Genomic DNA, 11,739 nt, shown 5'->3' with positions numbered 1-11,739 from the left:
ACGTCGGACTCGTACGGCTCGTGGTCCGGCTCGTGGTCCGGCTCGTGGTCCGGCTCGTGGTCCGGCTCGTGGTCCGGCTCGTGGTCCGGCTCGTGGTCCGGCTCGTGGTCCGGCGTCGCGTCAGCCCCCGGTGCCCCGTCCTGGTGGTGGCCGGCACCGCCGCCTCGGCCGTCAGCCCGGATCTGCGCCCGCTCGGCGTGCTCCTCTTCGCCGCGGCCGCCTCCCCGCGTCCCGCGCCCTGCCCGCCGGGCAGCCTCCCGCACCGGGCCTGCCCTGACCGCGACGGCACCGCCTAGGGTGGCCCCGTGACGACGACCCGCCTCTCGGCCCGCGCGGCCATCGCCTCCCTCGCCGACGCCGGCAGCTTCGCCGAACTCCCGCCGCCCCCGGGCCAGTCGGCGCCCGACGGGCCGCTGGGATGGACCGGGTACGACGAATCCCGCGCCCGCGCCGCGCGGCGGACCGGCGAGGAGGAGTCCGTCGTCACCGGCGCCGCCCGTTTCGGGGGCGTCGAAGCCACCGTGATCTCCTTCGAGTTCGGCTTCCTCGGCGGTTCCCTTGGCCAGCGCACCGGCGACCGGCTCGAAGCCGCCCACGCCCACGCCCGCGCACACCGCCTGCCCCTGGTCTCCCTGATCGCGACCGGCGGCTCCCGCATGCAGGAGGGCATGCTCGCGCTGACCCAGCTCCAGCGCGTGGCCCGCCAGTGCGTCCTGACCCGCGCCGCCGGACTCCCCCAGCTGGCCGTCCTGCGCGATCCGACCACCGGCGGCGGCTGGGCCACCCTGGGGGCCGGGGCCGACGTGGTCCTCGCGCTCCCCGGGGCGCAGGTCGGCTTCGCCGGCTCCCGGGTCCGCCCGGCGGACGCGGACCCGGCGGCCTACACGGCCGAGGGGCAGTACGCCGCCGGGCACGTGGACGCCGTCGTACCCCCGGCCGAGCTGCCCGGGACCCTCGCCGACTGGCTCCGCGTGCTGACCGCGCCCCGCCCCGGCGGGCCCGTCGAGCCGCCGGCCGCGCTGGGCGGCGTACACGACGGGACACCGCCGGAGACCGGCTGGGACGCCGTCCGCCAGGCCCGCCATCCGGACCGGCCGCGCGCCGGGGCCTACCTGGACGCGTACTTCGCGCTGCGCCTGCCCCTCTCCGGGGACCGGGCGGGCGGTACCGACCCGGGAATGCTGTGCGGGTTCGGGCTGCGGGAGGGCCGCGCGGTCGCGTACGCCGCCCAGTGCGGCACCGCCACCCGCCCGGCCGGCTACCGGACGGCCGCCCGCGTCGTCCGGCTCGCGGACCGGCTCGGCATTCCCGTGCTCACCCTGGTGGACACCCCGGGCGCGGCCAACGACGCCGCCGCCGAACACGCGGGCGCCGGGCCCGCCATCGCGGACGTCTTCGCGGCGCTGGCCTCGGCGGCGGTGCCCGTCACCACCCTGCTGATCGGCGAGGGCGGCTCGGGCGGCGCCCTCGCGCTGGCCGCGCCGGGCAACACCTGGGTCACCCCCGACAGCTACTTCTCGGTGATCGCACCGGAGTTGGCGGCGGCCATCCTCAAGCGGCCCCCGGAGGCAGCCCCGGCGACCGCCGACCAGCTCCGCATCCGCCCCCAGGACCTGGTGGCCCTGGGCGTGGCACGGGGCGTGGTCCCGCTCCGGACCGGCTGACCGGACGGCCCCCGGGCACCGGGGGCGGCGACCGCACCCGGCAGCCGGTGGACGCCCGACCACCCGACGCCCGGCCCCAGGGGGCTACGCCTGCGGCGACTTCGCGTCGTAGCGGGCGAAGCCCCGCCAGCGCAGGGCGAGCAGGCCCAGCACCAGGACGCACGCGAGCCCGCCGCCCGTGATCGCCACGGCCGGCGAGGTCAGGTCGGCGACGGAGCCGGCGACGAAGTCCCCGAGCCGGGGGCCGCCCGCGACGACCACGATGAACACGCCTTGGAGCCGTCCCCGCATCTCGTCCGGGGCCGCGGCCTGCATCATCGTCGACCGGAACACCATGGAGATGGTGTCGGCCCACCCCGCCATGGCGAGGAAGAACAGCCCGATCCACAGGTTCCGGGTGAGTCCGAAGGCCGCGATGGCCAGCCCCCACGAGGCGACGGCGAGCAGGATCGCCAACCCGTGCCGGCGGATGCGGCCCTGCCAGCCGGAGAGCACCCCGCCGAGCATCGCCCCCAGGGCGGGGGCGGCCACCATCAGGCCGACCGTCTTGGCGTCGCCGCCGAACCACAGCACCGCGATGGCCGGGAACAGCGCCTTCGGCTGGGCGAGCACCATCGCGGCCAGGTCGGAGAAGAAGGTCATCCGGATGTTGGGCCTGGTCCCGAGGAAGCGCAGGCCGTCCAGAACGGAGGCCCGCCCCCGCACGCCCTCGGCGCGGTCGGGCTTCATCGACGGCAGCCGCCACTGCGCGTACAGGGCGGCGCAGAAGGTCACGGCGTCGATGAGGTAGGCGGCCTGGAAGCCCCACCAGCCGACGATCAGGCCGCCGAGCATCGGACCGGCCATGGTCCCGGTGGTCATGGTGACGGAGTTCAGGGCGTTGGCGGCGGGCAGCTGCTCGGCCGGCAGCAGCCGGGGGATCATCGCCGAGCGCGCCGGACCGCTGAGCGCGCCGCACACCGACTGGAGGGCGACGACGGCGTACAGGAACCAGACCCGGTGGTAGTCGAGCAGGGCCGCCCCGGCCAGCGCGAGGGACAGCGCGGCAGCGCCGAGGGAGGCGTACAGGCCGAGCTTGCGGCGGTCGAGGGTGTCGGCGATGGCACCGCCGTACAGGCCGAAGGCGACGAGCGGGACGAGCGAGAAGAGGCCGACCAGCCCGACGGAGAAGCTGGAACCGGTGATGTCGTAGACCTGGAGCGAGATCGCGAGCGCGGTCATCGCCTGCCCGACCCAGGAGATCATGCTGCCGGTCCAGAGCCGCCGGTAGTGCGCAGAGGTGCGCAGTGGAGTGAGGTCGGCGAATATCCGGAGCCGGGTGCGCGTGGGTGCGGTCGTACGGGTCACAGCGGATGGTAACCACCGCCCGGCCGCACGACCCAGACGATTTCCCCCGCTTCACACAGCGGCCACAGTCGCCCCACTCGGCCCCGGAGCCCCGACGCGGCCGGGCGCTTGCCGCTAACCCGCCACTATCACCCGACATTTGACCGAATCGGCGTGCGCTCCCCGCCTCGTGTTCGGCTCATGATGAAAAGACTCGTATGTCCAGGGAGGCGTAGTGATCGAACCTGGCAACAGCACCACGAGCGACAGCACCCCGCGTACCGGCACCCCGCGTACCGGCGCCGCGCACCACACGGTGCGTCCCGGCGTCCCGCCCGCCGTCCCCCCCGTCGTCCCCCTCACCGTCGGAGTCGAGGAGGAGTTCCTGCTCGTCGACGCCCGTACGTTCCGGGTGGTCCCCGCCGCCGGGCTCGTCCTCGCCACGGCCGGCGGCCTGCCGGGCGAGCTGCACCCCGAGGGCACCCGCTACCAGGTGGAGCTGTCCACCCCCGTCACGCACTCGGCGGCCGCGCTGCGCAAGGAGCTCGCGGCCCTGCGCCGCACCCTCGCGCGCGCGGCCCGCGCCCACGGCTGCCGGCTGCTGGCCTCGCCCTCGCCGGTCGTGGCCGTGGAGGGGCCGCTGCACCTGACCGACGACGAGCCGCGCCAGCGCGAGCAGCACCGCCGCTTCGGCTCGCTCACCGAGACCCTGGTCAGCTGCGGCCGCCACATCCACATCGGCACGCTCGACGTGGACACGGCGGTGGCCGTCTCCAACCGGGTCCGGCCCTGGCTGCCCACGCTGATCGCGCTGGCCGCCAACTCGCCGTTCTGGGGCGGCCGCGACACCGGCCACGCCAGCTGGCGGGCGATGGCCTGGGCGGGCTGGCCCTCGGCGGGACTGCCCCCGCACTACACCTCCACCGCGCACTTCCGGCGCTCGGTGCAGACCCTGCTGGGCTCCGGGGCGGCCCTGGACACCAAGATGGTCTACTGGGACCTCCGCCCCTCGGGGCACTGGCCGACCCTGGAGATCCGGGCGCCGGACATGTCCGCGGACATCGACACGGCCATCCTCCAGGCCGAGCTGACCCGGGCCCTGGTGGCCACGGCCCTGCGGGAGATCGCGGAGCGTCGCCCGGAGCCGGCGCTGCGGGACGACGTACTGCGCCTGGCGCGCTGGCGGGCGGCGCACGACGGGCTGGAGGGCTTCGGCCTCGACCCCCACACGGGCGCGGAGCTCCCCGCGGCCGACCTCGCGGAGGCCCTGCTGGACCTGGTCGCCCCGGAACTGGCGGCCGTGGGCGACCTGGACCACGCGGCGAAGACCCTGGCGGGCCTCCTGCGCGACGGCTCGGGCGCCCACCGCCAACGCGCGGCCTTCGCCCACCGCCAGGACCTGACGGACGTACTGCGACACATGGCCGACGAGACGGAGAACGTCTAGCCACCCGGCCGCAGTCCTTCCGGACCTGTACGTGTACCGGCCGCTCGGGGTGGGCGGGTGGGCGGGTGGGCGGGTGGGCGGGTGGGCGGGTGGGCGGGTGGGCGGCTCGGCCACGAGGCTCGTCCGCACCCCGCCTGACCCCGGCGGGTGTTTCGTACGCATCCGGCCCACGCGTCACGTGCGTCGGGCCCCCTCCGTCCGGTTGACCGCCTGGCGCGCCAGCCCGGCTGCCCCCCTGGTGGCTGGGACGATGCGCCCATGGCTTCCCGGGTAAGTACCGCCGAGCGTTCCGCGAAGGCTCGTATCGTCCTGCTGACGCTCGCTTCCGGTCAGTTCCTGATGGCGCTCGACAGCTCCGTCATGAACGTCTCCATCGCCACGGTGGCCGAGGACGTGGGCACGACGGTGACGGGCGTCCAGAGCGCGATCACCGCCTACACCCTCGTGATGGCCATGTTCATGATCCCCGGGGGCAAGATCGGAGCACTGATCGGCCGCAAGCGTGCGTTCATGATCGGATGCTGCGTCTACGGAGCCGGCTCCCTCACCACGGCCCTCGCGCCGAATCTGCCCGTACTGCTGCTGGGATGGGCGTTCCTGGAGGGACTGGGAGCAGCACTCATCCTGCCCGCCATCGTGGCGCTCGTGGCCGGCAACTTCGCCGTCGAACGGCGCCCCGCCGCCTACGGACTCGTCGTGGCGGCAGGGGCCGTGGCCATCGCGGTCGGGCCGCTCGTCGGCGGGGTCGCGACGACCTATTTCTCGTGGCGGTGGGTCTTCGCCGGCGAGGTCGTGGTGGTGCTGGGCATCCTCCTGCTCGCGCGCCGCATCGCGGACGCCCCGCCCGGTGAGCGCCGGAGCATCGACTTCACGGGCGCCGTCCTCTCCGCGCTCGGGCTCGGGGCCTTCGTCTACGGCGTGCTCCGGTCCGGCGAATGGGGCTTCTTCCAGCCGAAGCCCGGCACGCCCTCGTGGATCGGCGTGTCCCTGACGACGTGGCTGATGCTGACGGGCCTGCTGTTGATCTGGCTCTTCCTGCGCTGGGAGGCGAGGGTCGTCGAGCGGCGCGGGGATCCCCTCGTCGACCCCGGCATGTTGCGGAACAAGCAGCTGACCGGCGGCCTGACGATGTTCTTCTTCCAGTACCTCGTGCAGATGGGCGTCTTCTTCGTCGTCCCGCTCTACCTGTCGGTCGCTCTGGGCCTGACGGCACTGGAGACCGGTGCCCGCCTCCTGCCCCTCTCGGTGAGCTTGCTGGCGGCCGCGACCCTGATCCCGCGGTTCCTCCCGGACGTCTCGCCGCGGCGAGTGGTGCGGCTCGGAATCCTTGCGCTGCTCGCGGGCGCGGTGGTTCTGATGGCCGCGCTCGACGCGGACGCCGGCGCGGAAGTCGTCACCGGCCCCCTCCTGCTGATCGGACTGGGCATGGGCGCGCTGGCGTCCCAGCTCGGCTCGGTCACCGTGTCCGCGGTGCCGCAGGCCCAGAGTGCGGAGGTCGGCGGCGTGCAGAACGCCGTGACCAACCTCGGCGCTTCGATCGGCACGGCACTCGCCGGATCGATCATGATCGCCGCACTCACGTCCTCCTTCCTGGCCAGCATCGAGGCGAATCCGGCGGTCCCCGCCAGCGTCAAGACCCAGACCGGCGTCCAACTCCAGAGCGGCGCCCCCTTCCTCTCCGACGCCCAGCTCGTCACCGCGCTCGACGAGGCCGGCACGAATGCGGAGGTGTCCCAGGCGGCTCTGGACGCCAACGCCGCGGCCAGGCTGGACGGCCTGCGCGCGGCACTCGCCATCCTGGCCCTCGCCGCGCTCCTCGCCCTGTTCTTCTCCCAGCGGATCCCATCGACCCAGCCGCGCTCGGCGGAGCCGTAACCCTCCCCGCGCAAGGCGCTTCCCCGGCACCATCCGGCCGGGACGCACCCGGGACCCCCGTCCACGGCAGGCCGCGACGGGTCCTGCGGGGGGCCAGAGGCTTGCACGCGCCTCGCCTGAGGGTGCGACAGAGCCCGGACACGCCAAAGCCGCAGGCGCGATCGTTTCTGCACCTGCGGCTCGCAGTGGGGCGGGTAAGACACTGGTGTCGCTGGCGACCATGCTGGTCGCCTTCGCCCGCTACAGGCGCGACGGCAGCTTCGCCGTCCTGGGCGCCAACGGCGGGGGACGAAGCGGGCGTAGACGACCATGCCGAGGACTTCGACGAGGCTCTGGGTGACCACCACGACCGCAGCCGCTGAAAGGGCGTCGGGCAGGTAGCGGGGCGGACGCTGGGTGACCCAGGTCAGATCGGCCGCAGAGACGAGGTTGGCTGCGATCTGGGCGCCGGAGGCTCGCCGCCCACCACGATCACCCGCTGACCGGCGAACTCGGCCGGGCTCTTGTACTGCACGGTGTGGAGCTGACGGCCGGCGAACTCCCGGCGGCCGGGGACAGCGGGGATGAACGGGCGGGTCCAGGTACCGGTGGCGCTGATGACCGCGCGGGCCTGCCAGTCGCCGCAATCGGTCTCGGCGCGCAGGAAGGCACCGTCACGGTGGACCGGGTCGACCCACACGCCGCGCTGGACCGGAAGGTCGTACCGCTTCTCGCAGTCGGCGAGGTAGTCCACGACATGCTGCGCGTCCGGGTACGTCTGGCCGGGCTGGAGCGGCATGGGCCGCCCCGGCAGCGAGGAGTACCGGGCCGGGGAGAACAGGCGCGGGGAGTCCAGGCGTGCTGCCAGGCTCCGCCGGGCGCCACCTGTGCGTCGAGGATTACGTGTTCGACGCCCAGGCGGCGCAGGTGGTAGCCGGCGGCGAGTCCTGCTTGGCCGCCGCCGATCACCACCACGTCCGTGCGCTGCTTCATGCCGCCGGCTGGCCCTGCTCGGTCTTGGGGCGCATGAAGATGACCGCCACCAGCGCCAGCCCCACCACGACGCCGATCAGCTGCATGCCGATGAAGCCGGGCACGGAGGCCGGGGCGATTCCGGCGAAGGTGTCGGTGAAGGCGCGGCCGATGGTGACGGCCGGGTTGGCGAAGGAGGTGGAGGAGGTGAACCAGTACGCGGCGCCGATGTAGGAGGCGACCGCGACGGGTGCGAAACGGAGGCGGTCGCTCTTGGCCAGGCCGAAGATCAGCAGGATCAGACCGGCGGTCGCGACGACCTCGCCGAGGAGGAGGTTGCCGGCGGAGCGGTCGTGGGTGGACCACTTCACCAGCGGCTCGCCGAACATCGCGTCCGCGAGGATCGCGCCGACGATCGCGCCGACGATCTGGGAGGGCAGGTAGACGGCGAGTTCGCGTGCGGTGACGCCGGCGCCGCCGCGGCGGGCACTCCACCACTCGGCGAGGGTGACGGCCGGGTTGAAGTGGGCGCCGGAGACCGGCCCGAGGAGAGTGATCAGGACGAAGAGGCCGAAGACGGTGGCGGTGGAGTTGGCCAGCAGCTGCAGGGCGACATCGTCGGTGAGCTCGGTGGCCTGGATGCCGGAGCCGACCACGATCGCGACCAGAGCCGCGGTGCCGACCAGTTCGGCGGCCGCGCGGGCGATCAGCGGGGTGCGGGGCGGGGTCGCGCCGGGTGCGGGCTGGGGCACGTCGGCGGCTATGGGACTTTCTGCTGCGGGGGCGGCGACGGGCTCGGTGGCGGTCAAGACGAGTTCTCCTCGGGCAGGGAGGCAAGGCGCGAAAAACTATGGACAGGACCGCTTGAGGTTCGCTTCGGCGGTGGACCGCGCGGTCTGGGCGAGGTCGGCGAACTGACCGGCGAGGGTTTCGATGACTTCCGGGCGCAGCCTGTAGTAGATGTACCGCCCGCATGGCTCGGTCTCCACCACCCCGGCCTCTCTGAGCACCTTCAGGTGGTTGGAAAGGTTCGTCTGCTTGGCGCCCGTCTCCTCCACGAGGTGGGTGGTGCAGAGCGTCTCGCGGGCGAGGAGGGTCACGATCTGGAGCCTGAGCGGGTCGGCCAGAACCCGGATCAGATCAGTGTCGACTGACGTCATCATGTGCTGATACTGTCACATCATCTGGGGCTGACACCAGTCCGAGCTGACCTTGTTGGCTCCTTTGAACGGGAACGCCATGTCCACACCCCTCCCTCCCCTTCTGCCGGACGAACGCCTGGCCGCGGGGGCTGCCCGGCTCCCCCTCGTCCGCGACATCCGCGACGCCATCGACGCGCACATCACCGGGCTGCTCGCCCGGCTCGCCCCCTGACCCCCCACCGCGACCGCAGTCGACCGACCCCAAGGAAGAAAAGATGTCCTCCGCTCCTGCCGCCTCCGTCCTCTTCGTCTGCATCCACAATGCGGGCCGCTCACAGATGGCGGCCGGGTTCCTGCGCCACCTCGCCGGAGACCGCGTCGAGGTCCGCTCCGCCGGCTCCGTGCCCGGCGACCAGATCAACCCCTCCGCGGTCGCCGCGATGGCCGAGCTGGGCATCGACATCTCCGACCAGAAGCCGAAGGTCCTCACCACCGAGGCCGCCCGGGCATCCGACTACATCATCACCATGGGCTGCGGCGACGCCTGCCCGTACTTCCCCGGCAAGACCTACCTCGACTGGCAGCTCGAGGACCCGGCCGGCCAGGGCGTCGAGGCAGTCCGCCCCATCCGCGACGAGATCAAGGGCCTCATCGAGGGCCTGATCGCCGAGATCGACGCCAAGAAGCAGGTCTGACGCCGGCGTCCGAGACGACCGCCGGCGACGGCATACGCAACGTCATCGTCATCGGCCCCGCCGGGTACACCGCCGCGCTCTACACGGCGCCCACCGACCTGAAGCCGCTCCTGTTCGGCGGTGCGATCTTCGCCGGTGGCTCGCTGACGACGACCCCCGAGGTCGAGAACTTCCCGGCCGCGGCATGTCCTGGTGCGCCACCTGTGATGGCCTCTTCTTCCGCGACCGCGACCGCGACATCGTCGTGGTCGGCGGCGGCGACACCGCCATGGAGGAGGCGACCTTCCTGACCCGCTTCGCCAAGTCCGTGACGGTCGTTCACCGGCGCTCGACCCTGCGGGCCTCCCAGGTCATGCAGAACCGCGCGTTCACGGACGCCGAGATCTCATTCCTCGTCGACAGCGAGATCACCGAGCTGTACGGCAAGGACGGCAAGCTCTCCGGTCTGACGGTCCGCAACATTTTCACCGCAGAGTCCCGCCACCTCGACGTGACGGGCCTGTTCATCGCCATCGGGCACGACCCGCGCAGCGAGCTCTTCACCGGACAGGTCGACTTGCACGGCGAGGGCTCCCTCAAGGTCCAGTATCCTTCCACGCGCGCCGGCCTGCCCGGAGTGCTCGCCGCGGGCGATGTCGTCGACCACACCTACCGCCAGGCCATCACGGCCGCCGGTACCGGCTGCCAGGCCGCGCTCGACGCCGAGCGCACGTGACCGACGCATCCTTCGAAGCCGATGTCCTCCAGAGCGGCAAGCCCGTGGTCGTCGACTTCTGGGCTCTCTGGTACGCCCCTGCCGTCAGCTCACCCCGCCGCTCGAAGCCATCGCCTCGGAGCACGGCGACCGGATCGAGCGAGGTCGCCCAGACGCTCCTCGGAGCAGAGCCCGAGGCGGTCTGGAGGGAGACGCGCCAGGTACAGTCCGGGCGCCCATCGCCTTGAGTCCGGGCCACCTGGCAGGCGTCCTGGTCGCGGGCATGCCCAGCAGCCCAACCCATCCGGGGACCCGAGGTGACGGACACATCCGTGGACCCTTGATCTCCGTCCCGGGCCGTTTCCACTGCGCAACGCTTTCACTACGGGCCGTTCCCCGCGTCGGCGGCAAGAACCGCAGGAGGGGCCGCCCTTCCGCGAGGAGGCCAGCTTCGCGGTCCGGAAACCACCCTGTCCGATAGGTCCGGATATGGGGCACAATCGCGTCCGCGTACCTGGTTTAGAATCCCCCGAGCACCCCCGTTCGCCGCGTAGACCAAACCAGTCCACCGCCAAGAGGTCCGGGGCAGATCGGAACCCCTGGGGGAAAGTCACGTGGAGCCCACGAATCAGCCTGCGCAAGGCATACCCGCCACGGCCGCCCATGGCGGTCGCAGGCGGAACGCGCGGGCCGGTGGCCGCCTCGTGGCGCTGGACGGACTGCGGATCCTGGCCGCGTTGATGGTGGTGTTCCACCACTACGTCGGTTACGGCGGCGCCGCCGCCGGGGCGGGCAACGCATGGTCGCGCCCGATCGCCCACGTCTTCCCGCTGGCCTCCAAGTTCGGGGCCTACATGTGGACGGGTGTCAGCCTGTTCTTCCTGATCAGCGGCTTCGTGATCGGCATGAGCACCTGGGGGCGGGGACTTGGCGACTTCTTCACGTCCCGGGTCGTCCGCCTGTACCCGGCCTACTGGTTCGGGGTGCTGGCGACCACCGCCGTGCTGACGGTATGGCCGATGGTGGCCCAGCCACTGCACGCGCACGAGGTGTTGGCGAACCTGACGATGCTTCAGGGTGCGATGCACATCACCAACGTGGACGCCTCGTACTGGACGCTCTGGTACGAGCTCTGCTTCTACCTGCTGTTCGCCCTCGTCGTCCGGCAGGGCCTCACCTACCGCCGCGTAGTCGCCTTCTGCATGCTGTGGACGGTGGCGGGACTGGGCAGTGTCGCGATGGAGTGGGGCCCCCTCCAGGTGATCGCGATGCCCTGGATCTCCTCGTTCTTCATCGCCGGTCTCGCCTACTACCTGATGTACCGCTTCCGGGCGACCCTGCTGCTCTGGGCGATCATCGGCGTCAGCCTGGCACTGTCCCTCATCTACGCCCGCGACCACCAGCAGGCGATCGACGCGGCGCTCGGCGGCCGGCACCTGCCGGCCTGGCCCGCCTACGTGATGATCATGCTGTGCTACGCGGTGATGGCCGCGGTGTCGCTCGGCTGGCTCTCCCGCATCCGCTGGCGCTGGCTGACGGTCGCCGGTTCCCTGACGTATCCCTTGTACCTGCTGCACGAGGCGATCGGGTGGACGGCCATCAGGCTGCTCCACGACCGGATCCCGAAGTGGACCCTGGTCGGGCTGGTCACGGTGGGCATGCTGGTGGCCGCTTACGCGGTGCACCGGATCGTCGAACGCCCGCTCTCCCGGCTGCTGAAGCGCGGTATCAGCTCGGGCCTGGCCGAACTCCGGGCGGGCGGTACCCCAGCACCGGTCGGACCCGCGGCGGGAGGCGGTTTGCAGCCGGGCGCGCCGGCGCCGACCGAAGCCGCCGCGCAACAGCCGGCAACCGTCCAGGTCTGAGCCTCCCTGTCCCCCCTACTGCGCGCAGGTCACGTACCCCGGGAGCGGGGTCTCCTTGACCAGGCGGCGGGGCACGGACA

10 protein-coding genes and 2 pseudogenes are annotated in these 11,739 nt (G+C 72.5%); 8 read left to right on the top strand and 4 right to left on the bottom strand.

Features of this window, described 5'->3' with window-relative positions; translation table 11 throughout:
* Window positions 1-20: 20 nt before the first annotated feature.
* Both ACFWTC_RS22735 and ACFWTC_RS22730 read left to right on the top strand, forming a co-directional pair.
* On the top strand, window positions 21-296 hold the full coding sequence (locus tag ACFWTC_RS22735; RefSeq protein WP_384074398.1) for a hypothetical protein: 276 nt from the start codon (window positions 21-23) through the stop codon (window positions 294-296).
* A gap of 9 nt (window positions 297-305) precedes the next feature.
* Window positions 306-1,664, top strand: a complete 1,359-nt coding sequence (locus tag ACFWTC_RS22730; protein ID WP_383915341.1) for a carboxyl transferase domain-containing protein — start codon at window positions 306-308, stop codon at window positions 1,662-1,664.
* 84 nt (window positions 1,665-1,748) lie between these two features.
* Here the strand turns inward: ACFWTC_RS22730 and ACFWTC_RS22725 are convergent, their stop codons facing one another.
* Window positions 1,749-3,011, bottom strand: coding sequence for an MFS transporter (locus ACFWTC_RS22725; protein WP_383915340.1), 1,263 nt, complete (start codon window positions 3,009-3,011; stop codon window positions 1,749-1,751).
* 214 nt (window positions 3,012-3,225) lie between these two features.
* On the opposite strand from ACFWTC_RS22725, the gene ACFWTC_RS22720 reads away from it, so the two are divergent.
* Both ACFWTC_RS22720 and ACFWTC_RS22715 read left to right on the top strand, forming a co-directional pair.
* On the top strand, window positions 3,226-4,437 hold the full coding sequence (locus ACFWTC_RS22720; protein WP_383915339.1) for a glutamate--cysteine ligase: 1,212 nt from the start codon (window positions 3,226-3,228) through the stop codon (window positions 4,435-4,437).
* 258 nt (window positions 4,438-4,695) lie between these two features.
* On the top strand, window positions 4,696-6,312 hold the full coding sequence (locus ACFWTC_RS22715) for an MFS transporter (RefSeq protein WP_383915338.1): 1,617 nt from the start codon (window positions 4,696-4,698) through the stop codon (window positions 6,310-6,312).
* Between the two features lie 347 nt (window positions 6,313-6,659).
* On the opposite strand, the pseudogene ACFWTC_RS22710 reads toward ACFWTC_RS22715, so the two are convergent.
* The 3 genes and pseudogenes from ACFWTC_RS22710 to ACFWTC_RS22700 all read right to left on the bottom strand — a co-directional run.
* A pseudogene (locus ACFWTC_RS22710) lies at window positions 6,660-7,284 on the bottom strand (FAD-dependent oxidoreductase); the annotation flags it as partial.
* Window positions 7,281-8,072 carry an aquaporin gene (locus ACFWTC_RS22705; RefSeq protein ID WP_383915337.1) on the bottom strand — a complete coding sequence of 264 codons (792 nt, stop codon included), beginning with the start codon at window positions 8,070-8,072 and terminating at the stop codon, window positions 7,281-7,283. The pseudogene ACFWTC_RS22710 and the gene ACFWTC_RS22705, both read right to left, overlap by 4 nt.
* A 39-nt stretch (window positions 8,073-8,111) precedes the next feature.
* Window positions 8,112-8,426: an ArsR/SmtB family transcription factor gene (locus tag ACFWTC_RS22700; RefSeq protein WP_383915336.1), complete on the bottom strand. Its 315-nt coding sequence runs from the start codon at window positions 8,424-8,426 to the stop codon at window positions 8,112-8,114.
* 76 nt (window positions 8,427-8,502) lie between these two features.
* Here ACFWTC_RS22700 and ACFWTC_RS22695 point away from each other — a divergent pair, with 76 nt between their 5' ends.
* The 4 genes and pseudogenes from ACFWTC_RS22695 (at window position 8,503) to ACFWTC_RS22680 (ending at window position 11,659) form a co-directional block, all read left to right on the top strand.
* The gene (locus ACFWTC_RS22695; RefSeq protein ID WP_383915335.1) at window positions 8,503-8,637 is read left to right on the top strand and encodes a hypothetical protein; all 135 of its coding nucleotides are present in this window, start codon (window positions 8,503-8,505) and stop codon (window positions 8,635-8,637) included.
* A gap of 43 nt (window positions 8,638-8,680) precedes the next feature.
* Window positions 8,681-9,100, top strand: coding sequence for an arsenate reductase ArsC (locus ACFWTC_RS22690; RefSeq protein ID WP_383915334.1), 420 nt, complete (start codon window positions 8,681-8,683; stop codon window positions 9,098-9,100).
* Window positions 9,101-9,132: 32 nt separating this feature from the next.
* Window positions 9,133-9,815: pseudogene (locus ACFWTC_RS22685) on the top strand (NAD(P)/FAD-dependent oxidoreductase).
* Between the two features lie 683 nt (window positions 9,816-10,498).
* Window positions 10,499-11,659: an acyltransferase family protein gene (locus ACFWTC_RS22680; RefSeq protein WP_383915333.1), complete on the top strand. Its 1,161-nt coding sequence runs from the start codon at window positions 10,499-10,501 to the stop codon at window positions 11,657-11,659.
* Window positions 11,660-11,739 lie beyond the last annotated feature (80 nt).

Source organism: Streptomyces sp. NPDC058619 (assembly GCF_042717785.1).
GTDB lineage: Bacteria > Actinomycetota > Actinomycetes > Streptomycetales > Streptomycetaceae > Streptomyces.
Note: the sequence above shows the minus strand (reverse complement) of the source record. Positions and strands in the feature narration are given on the sequence as shown.